This window comes from Acinetobacter sp. YT-02, assembly GCF_002412355.1.
In the GTDB taxonomy this organism is placed as follows: Bacteria; Pseudomonadota; Gammaproteobacteria; order Pseudomonadales; family Moraxellaceae; genus Acinetobacter; species Acinetobacter towneri.
The window spans coordinates 39,754-61,411 of sequence record NZ_NOZT01000010.1; the positions used below are offsets into that span (position 1 = coordinate 39,754).

At 39.2% G+C, this 21,658-nt stretch carries 19 protein-coding genes; 14 read left to right on the forward strand and 5 right to left on the reverse strand.

What is annotated here, in order from left to right:
* Positions 1 to 185 precede the first annotated feature (185 nt).
* The 3 genes from CF596_RS05500 to gltS all read left to right on the forward strand — a co-directional run bounded on the left by CF596_RS05500 (position 186) and on the right by gltS (position 4,963).
* Positions 186 to 1,370: a multidrug effflux MFS transporter gene (locus CF596_RS05500; protein ID WP_096901470.1), complete on the forward strand. Its 1,185-nt coding sequence runs from the start codon at positions 186 to 188 to the stop codon at positions 1,368 to 1,370.
* 400 nt (positions 1,371 to 1,770) lie between these two features.
* Positions 1,771 to 3,108 carry a DcaP family trimeric outer membrane transporter gene (locus tag CF596_RS05505; RefSeq protein WP_096901471.1) on the forward strand — a complete coding sequence of 446 codons (1,338 nt, stop codon included), beginning with the start codon at positions 1,771 to 1,773 and terminating at the stop codon, positions 3,106 to 3,108.
* Positions 3,109 to 3,721: 613 nt separating this feature from the next.
* Positions 3,722 to 4,963 (forward strand): sodium/glutamate symporter, encoded by a 1,242-nt coding sequence (gene gltS / locus CF596_RS05510; RefSeq protein ID WP_026438165.1) that lies wholly within the window; start codon positions 3,722 to 3,724, stop codon positions 4,961 to 4,963.
* Positions 4,964 to 5,054: 91 nt separating this feature from the next.
* Here the strand turns inward: gltS and chrA are convergent, their stop codons facing one another.
* Entirely contained in the window at positions 5,055 to 6,281 is a 1,227-nt protein-coding gene (gene chrA, locus CF596_RS05515) for a chromate efflux transporter (protein WP_096901472.1), read from the reverse strand.
* Between the two features lie 270 nt (positions 6,282 to 6,551).
* Here chrA and CF596_RS05520 point away from each other — a divergent pair, with 270 nt between their 5' ends.
* From CF596_RS05520 to CF596_RS05525, 3 genes are all read left to right on the forward strand, one after another.
* A complete protein-coding gene (locus tag CF596_RS05520; RefSeq protein ID WP_162164697.1) occupies positions 6,552 to 7,526 on the forward strand; it encodes a patatin-like phospholipase family protein in 975 nt (324 codons plus the stop codon).
* 382 nt (positions 7,527 to 7,908) lie between these two features.
* Entirely contained in the window at positions 7,909 to 8,052 is a 144-nt protein-coding gene (locus CF596_RS14710) for a hypothetical protein (RefSeq protein WP_171324847.1), read from the forward strand.
* Positions 8,053 to 8,410: 358 nt separating this feature from the next.
* Entirely contained in the window at positions 8,411 to 8,932 is a 522-nt protein-coding gene (locus CF596_RS05525) for an acyl-CoA thioesterase (protein WP_019837477.1), read from the forward strand.
* 185 nt (positions 8,933 to 9,117) lie between these two features.
* Here the strand turns inward: CF596_RS05525 and CF596_RS05530 are convergent, their stop codons facing one another.
* Positions 9,118 to 9,330, reverse strand: a complete 213-nt coding sequence (locus tag CF596_RS05530) for a hypothetical protein (protein WP_096901473.1) — start codon at positions 9,328 to 9,330, stop codon at positions 9,118 to 9,120.
* A 521-nt stretch (positions 9,331 to 9,851) separates the two neighbouring features.
* Here CF596_RS05530 and CF596_RS05535 point away from each other — a divergent pair.
* The 4 genes from CF596_RS05535 to CF596_RS05550 all read left to right on the forward strand — a co-directional run bounded on the left by CF596_RS05535 (position 9,852) and on the right by CF596_RS05550 (position 13,900).
* Positions 9,852 to 10,874 (forward strand): GTP-binding protein, encoded by a 1,023-nt coding sequence (locus CF596_RS05535; RefSeq protein WP_096901474.1) that lies wholly within the window; start codon positions 9,852 to 9,854, stop codon positions 10,872 to 10,874.
* A gap of 92 nt (positions 10,875 to 10,966) precedes the next feature.
* Positions 10,967 to 11,497 carry a YaeQ family protein gene (locus tag CF596_RS05540; protein WP_004977306.1) on the forward strand — a complete coding sequence of 177 codons (531 nt, stop codon included), beginning with the start codon at positions 10,967 to 10,969 and terminating at the stop codon, positions 11,495 to 11,497.
* Between the two features lie 58 nt (positions 11,498 to 11,555).
* Positions 11,556 to 11,897: an FKBP-type peptidyl-prolyl cis-trans isomerase gene (locus tag CF596_RS05545; RefSeq protein WP_004977304.1), complete on the forward strand. Its 342-nt coding sequence runs from the start codon at positions 11,556 to 11,558 to the stop codon at positions 11,895 to 11,897.
* 161 nt (positions 11,898 to 12,058) lie between these two features.
* Positions 12,059 to 13,900, forward strand: coding sequence for a GGDEF domain-containing protein (locus tag CF596_RS05550; RefSeq protein ID WP_242439129.1), 1,842 nt, complete (start codon positions 12,059 to 12,061; stop codon positions 13,898 to 13,900).
* Positions 13,901 to 13,924: 24 nt separating this feature from the next.
* Here the strand turns inward: CF596_RS05550 and CF596_RS05555 are convergent, their stop codons facing one another.
* Positions 13,925 to 14,245: a thioredoxin family protein gene (locus CF596_RS05555; protein ID WP_096901475.1), complete on the reverse strand. Its 321-nt coding sequence runs from the start codon at positions 14,243 to 14,245 to the stop codon at positions 13,925 to 13,927.
* 152 nt (positions 14,246 to 14,397) lie between these two features.
* Between CF596_RS05555 and CF596_RS05560 the strand changes: the two genes are divergently transcribed.
* From CF596_RS05560 to CF596_RS05570, 3 genes are all read left to right on the forward strand, one after another.
* On the forward strand, positions 14,398 to 15,390 hold the full coding sequence (locus CF596_RS05560; protein ID WP_096901476.1) for an NAD(P)H-quinone oxidoreductase: 993 nt from the start codon (positions 14,398 to 14,400) through the stop codon (positions 15,388 to 15,390).
* Positions 15,391 to 15,692: 302 nt separating this feature from the next.
* Positions 15,693 to 15,872, forward strand: a complete 180-nt coding sequence (locus CF596_RS05565; protein WP_096901477.1) for a hypothetical protein — start codon at positions 15,693 to 15,695, stop codon at positions 15,870 to 15,872.
* A 313-nt stretch (positions 15,873 to 16,185) separates the two neighbouring features.
* Complete coding sequence (locus CF596_RS05570) at positions 16,186 to 16,692, forward strand: hypothetical protein (RefSeq protein ID WP_096901478.1); 507 nt, start codon at positions 16,186 to 16,188, stop codon at positions 16,690 to 16,692.
* A 135-nt stretch (positions 16,693 to 16,827) separates the two neighbouring features.
* Here the strand turns inward: CF596_RS05570 and CF596_RS05575 are convergent, their stop codons facing one another.
* Together CF596_RS05575 and CF596_RS05580 are read right to left on the reverse strand one after the other, a co-directional pair.
* Positions 16,828 to 18,156 carry a hemolysin family protein gene (locus tag CF596_RS05575; RefSeq protein WP_096901479.1) on the reverse strand — a complete coding sequence of 443 codons (1,329 nt, stop codon included), beginning with the start codon at positions 18,154 to 18,156 and terminating at the stop codon, positions 16,828 to 16,830.
* Positions 18,157 to 18,293: 137 nt separating this feature from the next.
* Positions 18,294 to 19,283: a LysR family transcriptional regulator gene (locus tag CF596_RS05580; RefSeq protein WP_004977282.1), complete on the reverse strand. Its 990-nt coding sequence runs from the start codon at positions 19,281 to 19,283 to the stop codon at positions 18,294 to 18,296.
* Between the two features lie 645 nt (positions 19,284 to 19,928).
* On the opposite strand from CF596_RS05580, the gene CF596_RS05585 reads away from it, so the two are divergent.
* On the forward strand, positions 19,929 to 21,530 hold the full coding sequence (locus CF596_RS05585; protein WP_004977281.1) for an isocitrate lyase: 1,602 nt from the start codon (positions 19,929 to 19,931) through the stop codon (positions 21,528 to 21,530).
* Positions 21,531 to 21,658: the final 128 nt, after the last annotated feature.

Here is a 21,658-nt window from a genome sequence, read left to right on the forward strand (position 1 = left end):
ACATTGTAACTGTAGATGAGATGTTTAGAGTACCTAATATGTGAAAATTCATCTTTGATCACAACAAATCATACTATGGAGCGTGTAAGCTTGTCTGTACATCTGTCATTTCATCATAAAATATGAGCATATCGAAAACGCTGCCAAGTTCAAGCAGTACGCCACCATCTAGGCAACAACCCAACATGCAGCAATATTCGACTGCATGGATTTTGTTGTTGGCGTTACTGACCTCGCTTGGGCCTTTATCGATTGATATGTATTTACCTGCCTTGCCCGCAATGGCAAGCGAGTTTGGCGTATCGACCCAAATGGTTGCAAACAGTTTACCAGCCTACTTTTTAGGTTTGGCTTTGGGGCAACTGATTTATGGGCCGCTGAGTGATCGGATTGGGCGTAAGCCGCCTTTATATTTTGGCTTAGCACTGTTTTCACTCGCCAGTATGTTGTGCGTGTTTGCACAAAATGAATGGGGACTGATTGCTGCACGTATTTTGCAGGCTTTGGGTGGCTGTGTAGGTGTGGTAATTGCACGAGCAGCTATTCGTGATCGCTTAGATTTGCAAACATCCGCTCAAGCTTTTTCGAGCATGATGATTGTGATGACCATTGCGCCCATTATCGCGCCTACGCTGGGGGCATGGGTACTTAGATGGATGAATTGGCAAGCTATTTTTGTGGTGCTGACCTGTGTTGGAATTATTTGCTGTTTATGTGTGCACTTCTTTTTTAAAGAAACTTTGGCGAAAGAACGCCGTTTAAATTTGAATTTTCAGCAAGTCCTGACCTTATATTTTGCCATTTTAAAAGATCGTGATTTTCGTTTTCCAATGTTGGCAGGCTGTCTGACTGGTGGGGCATTGTTTTGCTATATCAGCGGTTCAAGTGCAGTCATGATGGATCAATATGGCTTGAGTGAAACAGCTTTTGCTTATGTGTTTGGTGCCAATGCGATTGGTATTATGCTGTTTTCGACCCTGAATAAAAAAATCAGTGGCAAATTGGGTGTGTTACAACGCTTAAAATTGGGCAGCATGATTCAACTGAGTGGTGCGGTCATTCTACTGCTTGCAGGTAGTTTGGGGTATGCACCTTTGGCATTGGTGATGATCGGTTTATTTCTTGCCGTGTCTGGGATTGGTTTTACAGGCCCGAATGCCATGGCACTAGCTATGGCAAAACAAGGCGCACGTGCAGGAACAGCCAGTGCGGTCATGGGCAGTGTGCAATTCTTTTGTGGCTTGATTGGTGGAGTGTTACTCAACTTTTTAACAGGCAGTGCTTTGCTGAATATGGCTGTATTAATGCTGCTATTTATTGGGTTTGGGATGTTTGCCGTTTTTCATATTTTGCAACCTCAATCAGATTGAGTTGGGGTCAATACTTTTTCAAATGGTGATTTTTTTCGAAAAAATCGGGCTTTTTAACAGAACTGAAATATATACAATAGTCTAATGGTGGTGTAAATACTTGAATAATCAACCTATTTAAGGTGTTGAATTTTATATGGTTTAATTGTTTGAATCTGTAATTATGATTAATTGTGATTTCTTATTCGGGAAAACTGATTTTAATAAACGTCATAACTTGATAGATTGAAGCCTGTAATAAATGACACAAATTGTAATATTTTAAATATTTGAGTGTCTTGGACTATTTGGCAAAAGTGTTTTGATTTTTTAGCCATTTTTATAATTCGATGTGAAATCGATAGATGACGAACAAAATCATCATGCACGGATGCAGCGTTGTTTTATTTTGGAGAGATAAATGAGTCAATTACTCAACGGTCAATTTATGATCAAAGGTTTAGCTATTGCTGTTACAACTTTAATGGTAGGTACTGCACACGCAGCCAAAACTGAGCAACAACAAATTCAAGAACTTCGTCAAGAAGTTGAAGCGTTAAAATCGTTAATTCAGCAACAACAGCAAGTACAACAACAGCAGCAAACTCAAATTGCCCAAGTACAACAGGCGAAGCCTGCTGCACCCGCAAGTGTATTAAGTAGCTTAAAGTCTAAATCTGGTGCAGATGTTTCAATTTATGGTTTTGTACGTGGTGATGCAAACTATATTATTAAAGGCGCGGATAACGATTTTAACTCGGCTAGTGCGAGTAAAGAAGAAGCAAGTGACAAATTACGTGCGACCGCCAAAGTAACGCGTTTAGGTTTAGACTTTAATACACCTGTTGGTGACAACAAAGTAGGTGGTAAAGTTGAGGTTGACTTTGCAAGTGCCGCAGAGAATTTACGTATTCGCCATGCTTATTTAACTTTAAACAACTGGTTATTCGGTCAAACTACATCGAACTTCTTGTCTAATCATGCACCAGAAATGATCGACTTTAATACAAATATTGGTGGTGGTACAGCACGTGTGCCGCAAGTTCGTTACAACTATAAATTAGCCCCTGCAACACAATTATTTGTTTCTGCCGAAGAAGGTAATAGTTCAGCAACTGAGCTGAAAGTTACAGAAGAAAAAATCAGAGATGATTCGGGTGCTGTAATTGACACTCAAGTTAAGAGAGAAAATGTTTCTTCAGATGTGACCTATCGTGCTCCTGTAATTACAGCTAAATTAATGCAAGGTTATGCGGAAGGTAAAGGTTCGGCTTCTGCACGTGCATTGGTTGAACATTATAAAGCTAAATCTGGCGATGATAAAACAGGTTGGGGCGCAGCTGTAGGTACAAATTATCAAGTTGCAGAACCTTTAAAAGTATCTGCGGATGTCTCTTATGTTAAGGGCAACAGTAACTATTTATATGGTAGTAACTCTGCATTTTACGTAAATGCAGATAATGGTGATATTGAGCAGAATGAAGCATTTGGTGTACAAGTGGGCGCAACCTATAAGTTCTCTCCACAACTACGTTCAACTTTAGCGTATGGTGCTTTATTTGCCGATGATGGTACAGACTATGCGCGTTTAAACACTGGTGCTAACGAGAAAGTACAACAAGCGTGGATTAACTTTATCTATTCACCTGTAAAACCTGTAGATTTAGGTATTGAATATATTAATGGTGAGCGTGAAACTTTCAAAGGTCAAAAATTCAGTGATGACCGTGTGGGCTTTATGGCGCGTTATAGCTTCTAAGTCGCTACTTTTGAGCACAATTCAAAACAGAGCTTAATTTTAAGCTCTGTTTTTTATGTTGAAAATTTATGTTATCAATTCAATAATTTAAATTTTATCCAGTTTAAAGGAATGCTGTAACTTTCACTTATAGCTGAAAATAATCATTAAATTTATAGAGAAAAACGCAGAAAACAGCAGCTTTTTGTCAAAAAAAATGCATAATGATCGACCTTTAATCTTGCTGTTTTTTATCAAGTTGTTGAATATCTTTATCGGAAGGTATTTATCCACCTCAGATATTTTGGAGCTTATATGAGATTACCTCTCAGTGTTAAGCCGATTCAGTTGTTTGCACTCGAAGTCACCCCGAAAGTGAAAATACTGTCTTTTGTCTTTCTTTTCTTCTGTTCTAGGCAAACGCAGATCATAATGCTTGAGTGAAACCAAAGGATGGGTTGGCTGAGCGAAATGCATACCTCTTAAACATCGGTCAAATACGATACTGTTTACATACTTTGTATTGCGGCATTTTTTAGTTGATTTAGAGTCATAGTGATGCAAATGCTTTGGTTTGCATAGACAGCTCTTCATCGTATTAAAAACAATCTGCAATCACTATATGGATATTGCCATGGAATTTACTTTTAATGCGTTTTATACGCTGATTGCTGCGGTCATCGTCCTGCTCTTAGGGCGACTTTTAGTCAATAAAATTGATTTTTTAAAACGCTATAATATTCCTGAACCTGTTGCAGGTGGTTTGGTTGCCGCTATTGTTTCATTGTTGGTGAATCAATTTTGGGGTTATAGCATTACCACCAGTAGCGCATTGCAAACTAGCTTTATGCTTATTTTCTTCGCCTCGATTGGTTTAAGCGCGAACTTCACAAAATTGCGTCAGGGCGGAATCGGTTTAATTATTTTCTTGATTGCAATTTCCACATTTATTGTGTTGCAAAACATTGTCGGCATTAGTCTTGCAACATTGTTAGGTATTGATCCACTAATTGGTTTAATTGCAGGATCGATTACTTTAACTGGCGGTCATGGTACAGCAGGTGCGTGGGGTGAAATTTTAGAAACCCAATATGGTATTCAAGGTGCTTTGGCACTGGGCATGGCAAGTGCGACCTTTGGTTTAATTATTGGTGGTTTAATTGGTGGTCCACTGGCTAAAACTTTAATCAACCGTCATCAATTGGCTGTACCACGTACCGACGAACAAATTGAAAAACGCGATAATACGCCTGCGGATCAAGATTCCAATGAGTTTATTCCATTTGAATATCCGCATCAGGTTCGTTTAATTACAGCAGATAATGCAATTACTACTTTGGGTTTATTTGCAGCGTGTTTGGCATTTGCCGAATTTATGACAGGCGCTGCCAAAGGCACGATGTTTGAATTACCAACTTTCGTTTGGGCATTGGCGGGCGGTGTGGTTCTGCGTAATGTCTTAGAAAGTATTTTTAAAGTTAATATTTTTGACCGTGCGATTGATGTGTTTGGGAATGCATCTTTATCGTTATATTTGGCGATGGCGTTGTTGTCACTCAAACTATGGCAATTGGCCGATTTGGCAGGTCCGTTGATGGTGATTTTAGGTGCGCAAGCACTCACAATGGCGTTATATGCAGCTTTTGTGACCTTCCGTCTTATGGGGAAAAACTACGATGCAGCCGTGTTGGCAGCAGGACACTGTGGTTTTGGGATGGGGGCAACGCCAACAGCAGTCGCCAATATGCAGGCCATTACCAATATGTATGGTCCATCTTATAAAGCGTTCTTGATTGTGCCGCTGTGTGGTGCATTCTTTGTCGATTTAATTAACGTTGCGGTGATTCAATCTATTCTAAAATTCTTTGGTGGCTAAGCTCCAAAGCATTCAGGCTTGATTCAGTCATCCACAAAAAATGCCAGTTCAATTGAACTGGCATTTTTATTTGATCTGTAGCATTTTTAATTTAAGCCATGAAATGCAAGAATGCTGTATAGACCAGAAAACTACTAATTAAACTGAGCCAAACAGGTAGTTTGGATTTTAATAATCCAATCACCAAAACAATAAACAGCAGATCAACAATACTCAAAATATAACGCTGTGCCATTTCGAGCACCATATACAGAAGCAATCCGACTACCGCTGCATTAATCCCTGTAACCGCATGACGAATATAGGCTTGCTGCATCAACCAAGACCAATAAGGCAAAGTCGAAAATACCAAAAAGAAAGATGGCAGAAAAATCGCCAACGTGGCTAAAGTCGCATTCAGCAGCATAGATTCTGTCATTGTAATCAAACTGCCCAAATATGTTGCAAAGCTGAACAGTGGACCAGGCACCAATTGCGCTATGGCATAACCCAAATCGAACTGTTCTGCACTGACTAAGCCTGTGCTAACAAAATCTTGATGCAATAAAGGCAAAATGACATGCCCTCCGCCAAAGACCAAAGATGCGGCTTGATAGAAACTTAAATTGGCTGCATAGAGTAATTGAGGTTGCAGCCAGTTTAGACCTGACAGCACAATAAAGGGTGCAACAAAAAGTACTGCCCAAAATACAGCATAACGACGATGTTTGAGTAAATGTGCCGCAGTAAAATGCGTATCTGTCGCCGTTGTATTGGTGGATGATTGTGCAGCAGTTGGTGCTGCGCGTTTCGCCATCCAAATGCCAAAACAAGCTGCAATCAGAATCACTAAAACTTGATTGAAGCTCAAGGGCATCAGATAAATAAATAGGGCAGAAGCAAACATTAAGGCATATTGCCAAACCGTTTTACAAAAACTACGCAACATTTGCCAAAATGCCCAAGCCACCACGGCCAATACGATCAGTTGAATACTGTGAAAGCTATTTGACGACAGTACATCTAAATATTGATGTCCCAAAACTGCAACCAAAGCCATAAACAACGCTGAAGGTAGGGTGAAACCCAACCAAGCTAGGACTGCACCCCAATAGCCTTTTTGCAAATAACCAATCGCTAACCCCACCTGACTACTAGTTGGGCCAGGTAAGAGTTGTGCAAGTGCGACAATTTGTGAATACTGGGATTCATCTAGCCATTTGAGTTGTTGCACAAAACGCTGATGGAAAAACACCAAATGCGCTGCAGGCCCACCAAAAGACAGACAGCCTAATTGCAGAAAAATCCAGAATAATAAGGAATAAGAAGGTGTTGGCATATAATTTTAGACAGATTCGACTTGTGCGCCACTGTAGTCGCTAGACGTGACAGTTTAACGAATTACTACAAGGATCGGTTAAAATAATAGATAGACTATGGGCGCTCATGCAAGGTAAAAACAGAGAGCATAACTGTTGACGTTAAGAGGGTTGCTGTATCAAGTAGGCTGATCAACCTTGACACGATTGATGGTGAAATATCGACTGAAACCTATGGATTCAAGAAGGTCATTATGAAAATTGGGTATGTATCTCTTACAGCATTACTGATGGTGGGATGTCAGGTGGTGCCATCGCAGCAGCAATTTTCGACTCAAACTTTGCGTGAGTCGCAGCCCGTGGTTGAAGCAGAGTCGCGCCTGAATCAAATTGATTTTCGTCAGTTAAAACAACAAAAAAAACGTCCAGTTGTCGCCTTGGTTTTGGGCAGTGGTGGCGCACGTGGTTATGCACATATTGGGGTGATTGAAGTACTTGAGCAGTACGGTATTCATCCTGATTTTATTGTGGGCAGCAGCGCAGGCAGCATTGTCGGTTCAATTTATGCCAGTGGTAAAAATGCACAGCAATTACGTGAAATTGCCATGAATATGAAAGCCAATGATGTGCGGGATGTGACTTTAGATTTAAAAGGCTTTTTTGATGGTAAAAAAGTTGAAAATTATGTCAATGCACAAGTCGATCAACTCCGTTTGGAGCAATTTAAAATCCCGATGTACGTGGTGGCGACTGAATTAAAAGAAGGCAAAAAAGTTGTATTTAATTATGGCAATACGGGTCAAGCGGTGCGTGCGTCAGTGTCTATCCCAAGTATGTTTGTACCTACTAAAATTGCAGAACATGAATATGTCGATGGTGGTTTAGTGAGCCCTGTACCTGTCAAGGTTGCACGCGATTTAGGGGCAGATATTGTGATTGCCGTGAATATTTTGGCGCAGCCTATTCATACTGAAACCAGTAATGTGTGGGGATTGTTTAACCAAAATATTAATATTATGCAAAAGCATTTGGCCAATGAAGAATTGAAACTGGCAGATGTGGTCATTCAACCCGATTTACGTGAAAAAGCCCATATTTTTGATGTAAAAGGGCGCGAAGCGACTATGCTGGCAGGTGCAGAAGCAACCGCAGCGCAATTAAATAAAATTGATCAGGTCTATCAACAGCATCATTATGCGCATGGGCATAGAATTGTAGACTATAAAGTGAGTAATACTTTTGGGCTTTATGGACAGTTTAAATAGCTGTCCAGATCCTTCATTTAGGTCAACTCAATGAAATCAACAGATTTAACTTAAGTCTAATTAGGTGCTTGATAAAAATAACTTTAATGTTAGATTGCTTAGATTTATTCTTTGTAAGTATTTGATATTATAGTTTAAAAATAAAGATACCCTAAAGATATCTAAATACTGAGATGAGGTATTTAGACTTAAAATCAATTTTTTAGCGTGTTCTTTCGCACTGTTTCCATTTATTCTATGCAGCATTTACTGAATTAGTTTTTTAAGCAGTTTACCAATTGAACATGCTTCCAAGACGGCCTAACTTTTGTGCTTCAGGACTTTAAAACTTTATAAAAAATCGAGGGGATACTTCATGCACGGCTTTGAAATTGGATAGCAGGTGAAACTTGCTACTATGGAGCAAGTTATTTTTACAGTGACGATGATTAATCCAGATGGTTCTTATGTGATTGAAGCTGCACTGAGTACCGAACAAACTTTGACTTATAGCAATGTGTCGCAGGAAATGCTGCGCTTGGTTTAAATGTCGCAGCGAAGTTTGAAAATTTACGGGGAAATTGAACTTTTTTTCGTGTAAATTCGCCGAAATTTGCTTGAATAATCCATTGAATAAAAGATTTTAGATTGTTTTTTGAACACTTGAATCAGGGGGATTCACGTAATATTCAATTTGAACAAATATTCTAAAAAATCAGAAATGGATTAAAAAATAACAGCTTGGGAGTCTTAGTCTTTAGTCTTATAATTTTAAATAAATGTTATCATAAACAATATAAATAATAATGATGCAGTTGTTGCCGAAATGAACATTCAAACTTTTATAAACGCGATATAATAATAGGCTCATATCTTACTGTCTTTAAAAGAGTCTAGAGAACGCGATGTCACCATTAGATCAAATTGCCCCAGTGTTAGATGACCAGTCAGAATTAACCATGACCGTGTTAATGACACCCGACATGGCAAATTTCTCAGGGAATGTACATGGTGGAACAATTTTAAAACTATTAGACCAAGTGGCGTATGCATGTGCGAGCCGCTATTCGGGTAGTTATGTGGTGACCCTTTCGGTTGATAAAGTGAACTTTAAAGAGCCGATTCATGTGGGTGAATTGGTGACTTTCCTTGCTAGTGTGAACCATGTGGGTCGTACCTCAATGGAAATTGGGATTCGTGTAGAAGCGCAAAATATCCAAAAGCGTACAGTGCGCCATACCAACAGCTGTTACTTCACTATGGTTGCAGTGGATGAAAATGGTAAACCAAAACAAATCCCTGCGTTGAAATTAGACAACGACTGGAAACGATGCCGCTTTGAAGCAGCGGAGCAACGCAAAGTTGCGCGTTTGCAAGAAAATCATCATCCATCTTGCAGTATTTATAAGAAAACTGAAAAAACCTAAGTTTTCATCAAATTTAGCTGAAAACCTGTTTGCAATTGTAGACAGGTTTTTTTGTGCCTATTTTTTAATTTTGTCCAAGGCAATATTGATTGGCTTTGTAGATAAACAAAAACTGAGTAAAGCGAGAGAGTGGCTTAAAACTCAGTTTTTGTATTCAATTTACATTTTAAAACGTATCGGTTTTTTTAAGGTTGTTGGGTCGATGCTGCTGGTGTTTCAGTGCTAGCTTCAGATGCAGGTTGTGCAGCAGCTTGTTCTGAAGCAGGTCCAGCCACAGTTTCCTGCGTTGAAACAACCACTTTTTCCTGTTCTGTTGCTGTCGATTCAGCCTTTGCAGCAAAAGTAGTTGCAGTGGCAAAAGCAAAAGTTGAAGCGAGTAAAATTTGTGTCAATTTCATGGTTTGGCATCCTTATTTAAAGTTTTTCATGAGTAGTAGGGAGTGCTCAGCACAAGCATTAAGTAAAAAAACTTATTGCGGCTAAAGTGTTCAAGTCAGTCATCACCTGATTTGAACGGGCTGAACAGGAACTCATGCTAAAGAGCCAAAGCTATGGGATCAATGCTTGCAACAAAGCAAAACAATGACGGTTACTTGAACCGCACAATGATGATGAATAGGTCGTAGTTTGGTAATTTTTGTTTTAAATATGCAGTCAAATCCAATCAAAATGGCTGTGTTTTCCGCAATAAAATTGCGTGGTTGGCAATAAAACATAACATCAAGCGGCTAAAACTCGTGTATTTCCCCAAATAAGTTGCAGATCATCACGTAATAAATGTAAGCGAATTTTTCAAATCATGATGGTGATAGATGTGCTGAAATGAATAAATTTCAGTGTGTTTAGATTCAGATTGAACTAATCGCTAAACTTGCTTAGCATGCTTGAGTTGTTTGAAATTCAATAAAGTGAGCTTATTTTGAAATTAATTGCACCACAAAAAGCAGTCCCGACGCATATTATTTCTGGTTTTCTCGGTGCAGGAAAAACCACCTTATTGAAACAGTTACTCAGCCAAAAACCAGAACATGAAGTTTGGGCGGTGCTGATGAATGAATTTGGACAAATCGGGGTCGATCAACAACTCTTACCTCAGCAACAGGGTTATCAAGTCAAAGAATTATTGGGCGGTTGCTTATGTTGTAGCAGCCAATTGCCTATGCAAATTGCTTTGTCGCGTTTATTGTCCGAAGCGAAGCCTGACCGTTTATTCATCGAGCCGACAGGTTTGGGGCATCCTGCGCAACTCTTGGAACAACTGACCGAACCACATTGGCATACGCATTTATCGATGCGCGCCTTGGTGACGGTAGTAGATGGTTCGCGTTTGCATGATCAGGCGTGGACGCAGCAAAACCTGTATGCCGATCAGCTCAAAGCTGCACAAATTATTGTGGTGTCACATGCAGACCAAATGCAGGCGGCAGATGAGCAAGCCCTCATACAACTACAACAGGAATATCAAGCCTACGCGCAAAAATGGTTGAAAGCAGAACAGGGTCATCTGGCTTTGACCGAAATGGATATACCGTATGTCGGTACACAGCGTAAAATTCAGCCGTTGCTAAAATTGCAACAGAAGGTCAGCTCTACAAATCTGCAAGAGTCTGCAGAAATCAAACAATTGCCATATCACTATGTCGAAACTGCACAAGGATATGCAGTCGCAGGTTGGAAATTGCCTAAACGTTGGCAATTCGACTTTTATCCCTTATTAGATTTACTCTGTGAACAGCAAGATTGGCTGCGTATTAAAGGAATTTTTTATACCAATCAGGGTTGGAAAAGTTTCAACTTCAATCCGCAGCAATTTAATTATCAATCTACCGATGAAGGCATAGACAATCGGTTGGAAATTATTTATCAAAGCGAGCGTGATTGGGAAAAATTTGAGGCTGAACTATTGGCGTATCGGGTCGATGCTGCTGCGGTTCTAGACTGAAATCTATACGTTATCGGGCAAACGATACAGCAAAATCACAGAAAATCCATTATGCTTAGTGGCAAATTTAAACATAGTTTTAGGAATAGACAATGGCGCTGAAAGCGACAATTTATAAGGCAGATTTGAACATTGCCAATATGGATGTGCATCAATACGGTGACTATCAGCTCACCATGGCATTGCATCCTTCTGAAACTATTGAGCGATTGATGGTGCGTATTTTGGCATTCGCACGTTATGCAGATGAAGCTTTGGAATTTACCAAAGATTTATTTGAAACCGATGAGCCTGCTTTGTGGGAAAAAGACTTAACAGGGCAGTTAATTAAGTGGATTGAAGTCGGTTGCCCAGATGAAGACAAAGTCAAAAAAGCCAGTTCGCGTTGTAAGCAAGTTGCGATTATTGCTTATGGTTCATCGGTAGATGAATGGTACAAACGTAACAGTAAAATCAAAACTTTAAATAATGTTGAAGTGTGGCAACTATCGCCAGCGAGTACCGAAGCCGTTCAAGCTTTATGCGAGCGTACCATGCAATTGCAGTTGAATGTGATGGATGGTGAATGGACATTGATTGGTGATCAGGCACAGGCTCAGATTGAGTGGACACAGTTGCAATAACACTTGCACGAGCTGGAAATTATCTTAAACATCGAAGTGTAAATATTTGGAGATGAACATGAGTGCAGAATTAGAAATTATTGATTTGGTGGTGGGTGAGGGGAAAGAAGCGGTTAAAGGCGCTTTAATTACTACGCATTACACAGGCTGGTTGGAAGATGGCACCAAGTTTGATTCATCCTTAGACCGTGGTAACTATTTTGAAACCGTGATTGGTACAGGTCGTGTCATTAAAGGCTGGGATCAAGGCATCATGGGGATGAAAGTGGGTGGTAAACGCAAACTGATCGTACCTGCGCATTTGGCTTATGGTGAGCGCAAAATGGGCAATATCATTCCTGCTAATTCTAATTTGATTTTTGAAATTGAATTGTATGATGTGAAAACACGCGATCAATAAACACCTTTCAACTTAGCCAAACCGCTAGAATTTAAGTCATTCATCCGATGCCAGTAAGGTCTAGCATAAATGACTTAATTTTTTACTTCAAATTTAGTGCAAGAACGATTAGATTAAAAAACAAGCACAATAGGACTTTTGCATTTTTGAATTTCACTCGGATGTGGCACAAGTGTGCATTACTCTTCTTAATTTTACTGTGCAGTGTACTCACACCACCGCGTGTGTTGGCGCAGTATGAGTCTGCACCTGAATCTTACTATCTACATCAACAACTGCTCAATTCTGTTCAATTTACTGAAGATCAATCGAGTATTTTGACTGGGCGATGGTTGTTTTATCCGCAACAATTGATTCAAGAACCCAGTGCGGTACTGGCATCGAATACCGTTGAATTGCCTGCTTCATTTGAAGATTTAATGGGCAATGCCAATACTTACGGCACTTTTATTGGGCACTTTAAAATTCCAAAAGAATTTCTAGGCAGACGTATTGCGATTTGGATTCCCAACCAATATGGCGCCTATCGGGTATTTTTAAATGGCGATCCACTGGTGCGTGTTGGCACAGTCGGTGCAGATGCGAGTAGTTACCAAACCGAAAATGCCCCACGAATTGCATATTTTGTTCCTGAAAGTGAATATTTTACCCTGACCATTCAAGCGTCTAGCTTTCAGAGCTTGCAAGGTGGTTTAAAAAATCCAATGAAAATTGGTTTAAGTCGCACCATCAATCAACAGTATCAGCGTTTGATGATGAGTATTGCCATGATTTGTGGGGCAGTACTTGGTATTGGTTTGTTTACCTTGATGTTTTCGGCATTTAGTCTTGCAAATGGTGGAAAGACCAAGCGTATTTTTATTTTCGGCATTTTTATTGTTTTTCTGGCATTACACAATTTATTTTCTGCACCCTATGCCTATACCACTTTCCTGAATTTAAGTTGGTCTTGGGGAATAAGACTCGAATATTTATTTAGTTTTCTCGCGATTTTATTTTTCCTGAGTTATATGTTTTTGCTCAGTTCTCGCTATTTGCATCGTTGGGTATATAGCGCGGCAATGCTGTTATTGAGCTTTAATATTGGGGTGACGCTGTGGGCAGAACCCACTATTTTTCAGCAATTGGCATTTTATAGTTCATTTTTCTTTGTTTTGATTTTGGCAAATTTTGCTTATGGATTTTATCAAACCCTGCGTTCAGGAGAGGATTATTCCAAAATTAATTTTTGGGCAGTAATTATTCTATGTGGCACATTTATTCATGATTTTTTATTAATGCTGAATCTGGTCAATTCCATTCATTTATCTTTTATTTCGACCAGTGTTTATGCATTGCTTATCATGTTTCAGCAGGCACGAAATTATGCCTACCATAACTTGCGCATTGAACGCTTGAACCAAAAACTGATTCATTTAAACAGCTCTTTAGATTTAAAAGTGCAGGAACGCACTGAGCAACTCAGTCTTTTGAATGAAAAACTGGAAATACAGATTAAAACTGATGCATTAACAGGGGCATATAATCGCCGTGCATTAAATGAAGAAATTCAGCGTTTGTATTTTGAAACCTTGCAAAATAAGCGACATATTTTGGTCTTTGCGATGCTCGATGTCGATTATTTTAAAAAATACAATGATCATTATGGGCACTTAAAAGGCGATCAAATTCTGCAAAACCTAGTTAAAGTTTTACAAGATACTTTGCCTAAAAATGCGTTTGTGGCACGTTATGGGGGTGAAGAATTTGCCATTTTACTGCACGATATTCCGCAACCTGCGATTGCACCACTCATGCAAAAAGTCTTGCAGGCTGTGCGTGATGCAGCTTTTGAGCATGTAGCACGAGAAGACCATAAACAATATGTGACTTTAAGTATCGGTGTAGCGTGGATGACTCGCGCACAAGCGTATACGCACGTGGATGATTTTATGAAAGCTGCAGATGCGCATTTGTATCAAGCCAAACATGCAGGACGCGATCAGGTAGTAATTCAAACTTAATATGTTGACGCTACTCTACATGGCTTAAAGATAGCTCTGAATTTTTTGTTGAAGTTGTACGACAGAAACATTGCCCGACAGTCGTTCAACAATTTGCCCATCTTTAAAAATCAGAGTGGTCGGTAAACCAAAGACTTGATAACGCAAAGTTAAAATTGGAGATTGATCGACATTCACTTTGCCAAACTTTACCGAAGCATCAAAAAGTTGGGCAAGCTGCTCAAAAAATGGCGCATTTTGAACACAAGGCGTACACCACGGTGCATAAAAACGGATCACCGCAACACCTGTTTCATATTCAAACTCACGGTAATTATTTTCGTTGTATTCTACAATTTCTGACATCACACATTCTTTAATCTTGAATGAAATTTAAATACACATGAAAACACCACGGCATAAGAATTATACCTAAGTTGATCTGGGTTTTAATGCTTTACTGTTTTATGTTCAAATAGTCAGAATTCATATCAGTATCAAACAATCAGGGATTTGCCATGACACAAAACACAATGCAGCAGATTATTATCACAGAGCCAGGCGGCCCAGAAAAATTAGCCTATGAAACGGTTGCAATACCTGAGCCACAAGCCAACGAAGTTTTGGTCAAAGTACATGCTTTTGGTTTAAATCGTCCTGATATTTTACAGCGTCAGGGTTTGTATCCTATGCCTAAAGGCGTGACGCCAGTGCCAGGCTTAGAAGTAGCAGGTGAAGTGGTTGCTGTGGGTGCAGATGTTAGCCAATTTAAAGTTGGTGATGCAGTGTGTGGCTTAACCAATGGTGGTGGTTATGCAGAATATTGTGTTGTACCAGAAAGCCAGACTTTGACAATTCCAACAGGTGTCAGTTTTGTACAAGCCGCTGCGATACCTGAAACGTTTTTTACTGTGTGGGCCAATGTATTCCAAATGGGCAAAGCCAAAGCAGGTGAAACGGCGCTGATTCATGGTGGAACCAGTGGTATTGGTACAACTGCTTTAATGCTGTGCAATGCCTTAGGTTTAAAAACCTTTGCAACCGTAGGCTCAGATGAAAAAGTACAGGCAATTTCACACCTCACCACAGCGATTAATTACAAGACACAAGATTTTGAACAAGTGATTAATGCAGCGACAGACAATGCCGGGGTCGATATCATTTTAGATATTGTTGGTGCGCCGTATTTGGAACGTAATTTAAACTTATTACGTCGTGATGGTCGCTTGGTGTATATCGCATTCTTAGGTGGTGCAAAAGCCAAAGAAGTAAAACTTGGTCAAATTATGATGAAGCGTCTTACCATTACGGGTTCGACCATGCGCGCCCGCAATACTGCAGAAAAAGCTGAAATTACCAAAGGTTTGCAAGAGATAGTTTGGCCATTGTTAGCCAAAGGTGAATGTCTGCCTATGATTTATAAAACCTTTCAGTTTGATCAAATTCAGCAAGCGCATGCCGAAATGGATACAGGCGAGCATGTGGGCAAAGTAGTGGTCGAAGTGATTTAAAGACTCAAATTTAAAATCAACGTACATAAAAAAACTGACCGAGTGTCAGTTTTTTATGTGTACTTTATAGAGGATTTTAACAAAGATTTTTTGAATCAGTTTTAGCAATTATTTTAATCATAATTACATATATATTCCTTTAAACTACAATTCAACACAATAAAATTTTTCCAAATAGTCAAATATTAAGGAGGTGTAGGACACACCCTGTCAATAATAAACCTTATCTTTATATTCATTGAATTCATTCTCAAGATAACAAAACGGTTCATGTAAAATAATTTGATAGAGAGAGCAGGCTTATGAAAATTTTATCTGCATATACGCCAAAACACAGTCTACGTGCATTAAAACGGTTACACAAAAATATTGTTCGTCAGCAAATCAATGTTCGGAACTTAAATAAAATGTATCATGCGATGCTACATTTAGAGCGCTATATTGACCGCCTCGATCATGATAAACGCGAAAACTTGTATTAAGTGTAAAGAGCAACCTGTTAATTATTTTTTACTAAAAAGTACAAGTGAGTTGAAAAGTTAAACCTGTTATTTATTGGATTATTCATTTGAAATAACGGGTTTTAAATAGACGGTAAAATTCAGGAGAAAAACTAAGGGAACAATAAGAAATTTAAAATAAACAAGGATGATCAAAGCTGAAAGATCAATTTTAAACTGCTGCACTGTAATAGGTGCAGCACTGCCTTGTGTGAACAATTGCTTCGGAATGTGTCGAGCTTTTAGCTAAATTGTGCGAAAATAGCGTTTTGCTATTTTTGTCCAAGGGCAGTACATGATTGACCAATCTCCTGAATCATTAAGTGATATCGAAATACTCGACATTTTGCAGTCTATGAAAAGTGATGAGCTAGACACAGAGGCAAATGAAATTATCCGTAATGGTGGGAAAGCAGGTCGTCAGGAAGCGCATAAAGCAGCGTTGGTGGCACTGAATCAATCATTTGAAAGCAAATTTGTAGAAGCGGTGAGTTTGGCTTTGCAGTTAAATGAAGCGCAAATGAAAAAAATTCGTTATAAAAAAGACCGTGTGCGTATTTTAAAAGCACGTGGGATTGATTATTTAGCCATTGATGGCACAGAAACTGCACAAGTATTGGCTCAGGTTGCACAAGCGATTGTGCGTGAAGATGCTGTGGTAACGCATGATTTGCACAATATTTTCCCTTTCTGGAAAGAAGGTTGGCCAATGGTGCAATTCGACAATGTCTATAAAATTTTAGCTGAAGATATTGCGATTCATTATCAAGCAGTATTGGATGAGTTGATCAGTAAGTATTAAGTAAATACTCAGCTAAATTTCAGAAGTATCAGTTCAGATTTAAAAAAAGCACCACTTCATTTTGATGTGGTGCTTTTTTATGAATGCTAGAAAATCTGGATGCAGATCAAGCCCACACGAATACAGTGAATTTCACTATCCATCTGCTTCAGTGTTGTTTTGTATTTCCTGTGTTTCTACAATTCGTGTTACTAAAAGTTGGTCAATTTTAAAATGATCGACATCGACCACTTCAAATTTATAACCATCAAAAAGTACAGAGTCGGCAGGACGCGGGATTTTACGTAGCTTATACATCATAAAACCTGCAATGGTTTCATAATTTTCATCATCTGGCATTTCATCAATTTGCAGCGCGTGTTTAATGTCTTCAATTGGTGTACTGCCATCAATCAGCCAAGAATTGTTATCACGTTTAATGATTTGCTGATCTTCTTCAATAGGTGTTACCCAATCGCCCATCACAGTAATCATAATATCAGACAGGGTAATTACGCCCACAACCAACGCATATTCATTAATGACTACGGCAAATTTTTCTTTGGTAGAGCGGAAACGGTCTAAGACTTCAGACAGCGTGAGTGTATCTGGAATGGTTAATACATTACGGATGGTGCTTTCATTTAGTTGTAGTAAAGATTGATTATTGAGGATTCTGACCAAAATATCTTTGGCATCAACATAGCCAATAACATCATCAATATTTTCGCTACAGACCAAAAATTTGGAATAAGGATATTCTGCAAGTTTTTGACGAATACTGGCTTCAGATTCCTTTAGGGTAAAAAACACCACATTTTCACGTGTAGTCATACTCGAAGGCACGTTACGTTCTTCAAGTTCAAACACGTTTTCAATAAAGTGATGTTCCTGCTTTTGTAAAACACCTGCTTGAGCGCCTGCATCCATGACTGCAGAAATATCATCAAATGTAATATTATCTTCGCGCGTGGTATTTACTTTAAATAAACGGAACAGCACGTTGGCAATCGCATTAATCATCCATGCCAAAGGCTTGCATATCCGAATAAAAATTTGAATCGGATTAATCACCGATACCGCAATTTTTTCAGGTGCGATCATTGCCAAACGCTTAGGCATTAGGTCGGCAAATAAAATAAACAGCGAAGTCACTAAGGTAAATGACAAGGCAAAACTAAGTGTTTCAGTCCATGGTCCTTGATAGAAGCGCACAACTAAGTTGTAAAAATAAGGACGGAATGCGCCTTCACCTAAAATACCACCTAAAATGGCAACTGCGTTTAAGCCAATTTGTGAGGCAGCAAAAAAATCAGCTGAGTTTTCTTGTAGGTCTAAAACTTTTTGGGCACGTTCATCGCCTGATTCGGCTAGAATTTTCAGTTTAACTTTACGTGCACCAGCCAACGCAATTTCAGTCAGCGATAAAAAACCAGCTCCGACAATGAGGATGAGGATAATAACAATATTCTGGAAGAGGCTCACGAATCCACCTGTGGATTATATTATTTTAAATATAACAATTTGAATCTTTATTAAATCATGATTAAACAATGAGGAATATCGAAATATTCCTCATCTGAGTATAAGCGTTTGTGCCAATAAGTTCAGTGAATTTTTAATTAATAGGCTGAAAATTGAGAGTTATTCAGTAAAAACTCACGGTTTTCTTCTTCAATCATTTGGCGCGCTACATATAAAATCAATTGGCGTAACCAACGGTGTGCAGGGTGATGATGTAACAACGGACACCATGCCATCTTTAATTCAAATTCTGGAATATAAAATGGTGGGTCTTTAATCAGTAAACTTTGGCTTTTGGCTTGTAAGCGCGCAATACGTGTAGGTAAGGTTGCGACTAAATCTACATTAGACGCGAGTAGTGCAGGCATTTGATAATGACGGGTAAACACCGAAATTTTACGTTTTTGTCCAATACGCTCTAAAGCTTGATCAATCCAACCCAGTCCCGCTTGTTTCTCTGGATTCACACCAAAACCAACGCCCATACCTGTTTTAGAAACCCAAATATGTTGTGCATCTAAGTAGCTTTTTAAATTCAGGTTATTGGCAGCAGGGTGTTTGTGATTGAGCAGGCAAGAAAAACTATCACGCCAAACTAAAACCTGATGGAAACTTTGTGGAATTTCATTAAAACGGTTAATCGCCAAATCGACTTTACCTTGTTCCATGTCGCGATAAGACACATCACTCGGGGTTAAAAAGTCTAATACCACATTAGGTGCTTCAGAGCGTAAAGCTTTAACCAAACGCGGTACTAATGTGGCTTCTGCGTAATCGGAGGTCATAATCCGAAATACACGATTTGAAGTATAAGGGCGGAACTCAGTACGCGGCTCCAAAATCATAGAAAGGTCAGATAAGGCATCCCGGATACGCGGTTGTAATTCTAAGGCACGTTCAGTTGGCGTCATGCCTTCAGAAGAACGAATTAGCAGGGGATCATTAAATAAATTGCGCAAACGACGTAAAATGTTACTCATCGCAGGTTGGGTAACGCCCAATTGTTCTGCAGCACGGGTTACATTTTTTTCACGAAGTAAGACGTCAAGATAAATTAATAGATTAAGATCAACCCGCTCCAGATTCATAAAATAAATACCGAAAATAAAATCACTAAATTATTGGAATTATGCCATAAGCCGTAAGGCTTGTGTATAAATTATGATGAAAAAATCGACGAGATAAATAGCAAAAAATCTGAATAAAAACAGCCAGCCCCATCATTATTTCCTAAAGAAATGTAAGCTGCCTAGCACTGCATCTATACTTTTTAATATTAAATGCAAAAACACTTAAAAGCATTGGCAGAACTGATAGCAGATTCTATTTTGTATGAAACTTATGCACTTACATTGTGCTGAAAAGCAGCAAAATTTTGCTAAAAAATGGCAGAAATCGCCAATGCAAGCATTTTTTATGAAATGCAAGACTTAAGTCTAATGCAGAAAATATCGGCACAGAGATGAATTTGTAAGCAAAGATATTTGATTAATTTTCTAAATAAGGTTTTTAAAATCAATAGGTTGTGTTTTTATTGTTTTTGTGAATTAAGACTTTGATCTATACATTTTTTAAAAAAATACCGAGAATTACACGAGAATATTGGATTAATTCATTCAGTCACTCTACTCTGTATTCATCGTAACGAAGTGCTCTAAATCTGAGCAATCAAGCATAAGCGCGATTTAGCCTTCGATTGATAAATCCTAAATAATATTACAGGGTACAATATCATGACTACATACCAAACAGCGATTGATGCAATCCGCGAATTAAAAGCAAAATTCGGCAACACTTGGGCAGACATCAGTCCTGAAGATGCTGCGCGTATGCAAATGCAAAACCGTTTCAAAACTGGTTTAGATATTGCTAAATATACAGCTGCGATTATGCGTCGTGATATGGCTGCTTATGATGCTGATTCAAGCAAATACACTCAATCTTTAGGTTGCTGGCACGGTTTTGTTGCGCAACAAAAAATGATTGCGAACAAAAAATACTTCGGTACTACTGAACGCCGTTATATCTACCTTTCTGGTTGGATGGTTGCTGCACTTCGTTCAGAATTCGGTCCACTTCCTGACCAATCTATGCACGAAAAAACTTCTGTTCCTGCATTGATCGAAGAAATCTACACATTCTTACGTCAAGCTGACGCGAAAGAATTAAACGATTTGTTCCGCGCACTTAAAAAAGCACAAGACGCTGGTGATACTGCTAAAGCTGCTGAAATCACTGCTCAAATCGACAACTTTGAAACTCACGTTGTGCCAATCATTGCGGACATCGACGCTGGTTTCGGTAACGAAGAAGCAACTTACTTATTAGCTAAGAAAATGATCGAAGCGGGTGCATGTGCACTTCAAATCGAAAACCAAGTTTCTGACGCGAAACAATGTGGTCACCAAGCTGGTAAAGTAACTGTTCCACACGAAGACTTCATCGCTAAAATCCACGCGTTACGTTATGCGTTCTTAGAAATGGGTCTTGACGACGGTATCATCGTTGCACGTACTGACTCTGAAGGCGCTGACTTAACTCAAAAAATCCCAGTAGTTAAAGAGCCAGGCGACATCGCTTCTCAATACATCAGCTACTTAGACACTCAAGAAATTGACATCTCTGAAGCGAAAGAAGACGAAATCCTAATCAAGCGTGATGGTAAATTACACCGTCCTAAGCGTTTAGCTTCTGGCTTGTACCAGTTCCGTGAAGGCACTCAAATTGACCGCGTTGTACTTGACTGTGTAACTAGCTTACAAAACGGTGCTGACCTTCTTTGGATCGAAACTGCGACTCCAAACGTAGAAGAAATCGCTCACATGGTTAACCGTGTACGTGAAGTTGTGCCAAATGCGAAACTTGTTTACAACAACTCTCCATCATTCAACTGGACACTGAACTTCCGTCAACAAGCGTACGACCGTTGGGTTGCTGAAGGTAAAGACGTATCTGCATACGACCGCGCTAAATTAATGAGCGCTGAGTACGACGATTCTGAATTGGCTGCTGAAGCTGACGAAAAAGTACGTACATTCCAAGCAGACGCTTCTCGTGAAGCAGGCGTGTTCCACCACTTGATCACTCTGCCTACTTACCACACAGCTGCTCTTTCTACTCACGAGCTTGCTCAAGGTTACTTCGGTTCTGAAGGTATGTTGGCTTATGTTGCTGGCGTACAACGTAAAGAAATCCGCGGTGGTATCGCTTGTGTTAAACACCAAGCAATGGCTGGTTCTGACATCGGTGACGATCACAAAGAAATTTTCTCTGGTGACAACGCGCTTAAAGCAGCGGACGAAGCTAAAAACACAATGAACCAATTCAACGCGTAATCGCTTGATGGTTTAAAAGAAAACCCTGCTGATGCAGGGTTTTTTTTTATGGCTATTTAAAATAGTCAAAGAACTTTGAAACATCCTTAAATTGATGTTCCTTCATTTATGAAATGCAGCAGCTGTAA

What these genes read in the sequence shown, in the direction of transcription:
- CF596_RS05500 (WP_096901470.1), top strand. Translation starts at nt 186, where the DNA reads ATGCAGCAATATTCGACTGCATGGATTTTGTTGTTGGCGTTACTGACC.
- CF596_RS05505 (WP_096901471.1), top strand. Translation starts at nt 1,771, where the DNA reads ATGAGTCAATTACTCAACGGTCAATTTATGATCAAAGGTTTAGCTATT.
- gltS (WP_026438165.1), top strand. Translation starts at nt 3,722, where the DNA reads ATGGAATTTACTTTTAATGCGTTTTATACGCTGATTGCTGCGGTCATC.
- chrA (WP_096901472.1), bottom strand. Translation starts at nt 6,281, where the DNA reads ATGCCAACACCTTCTTATTCCTTATTATTCTGGATTTTTCTGCAATTA.
- CF596_RS05520 (WP_162164697.1), top strand. Translation starts at nt 6,552, where the DNA reads ATGGTGGGATGTCAGGTGGTGCCATCGCAGCAGCAATTTTCGACTCAA.
- CF596_RS05525 (WP_019837477.1), top strand. Translation starts at nt 8,411, where the DNA reads ATGTCACCATTAGATCAAATTGCCCCAGTGTTAGATGACCAGTCAGAA.
- CF596_RS05530 (WP_096901473.1), bottom strand. Translation starts at nt 9,330, where the DNA reads ATGAAATTGACACAAATTTTACTCGCTTCAACTTTTGCTTTTGCCACT.
- CF596_RS05540 (WP_004977306.1), top strand. Translation starts at nt 10,967, where the DNA reads ATGGCGCTGAAAGCGACAATTTATAAGGCAGATTTGAACATTGCCAAT.
- CF596_RS05545 (WP_004977304.1), top strand. Translation starts at nt 11,556, where the DNA reads ATGAGTGCAGAATTAGAAATTATTGATTTGGTGGTGGGTGAGGGGAAA.
- CF596_RS05550 (WP_242439129.1), top strand. Translation starts at nt 12,059, where the DNA reads ATGTGGCACAAGTGTGCATTACTCTTCTTAATTTTACTGTGCAGTGTA.
- CF596_RS05555 (WP_096901475.1), bottom strand. Translation starts at nt 14,245, where the DNA reads ATGTCAGAAATTGTAGAATACAACGAAAATAATTACCGTGAGTTTGAA.
- CF596_RS05560 (WP_096901476.1), top strand. Translation starts at nt 14,398, where the DNA reads ATGACACAAAACACAATGCAGCAGATTATTATCACAGAGCCAGGCGGC.
- CF596_RS05565 (WP_096901477.1), top strand. Translation starts at nt 15,693, where the DNA reads ATGAAAATTTTATCTGCATATACGCCAAAACACAGTCTACGTGCATTA.
- CF596_RS05570 (WP_096901478.1), top strand. Translation starts at nt 16,186, where the DNA reads ATGATTGACCAATCTCCTGAATCATTAAGTGATATCGAAATACTCGAC.
- CF596_RS05580 (WP_004977282.1), bottom strand. Translation starts at nt 19,283, where the DNA reads ATGAATCTGGAGCGGGTTGATCTTAATCTATTAATTTATCTTGACGTC.
- CF596_RS05585 (WP_004977281.1), top strand. Translation starts at nt 19,929, where the DNA reads ATGACTACATACCAAACAGCGATTGATGCAATCCGCGAATTAAAAGCA.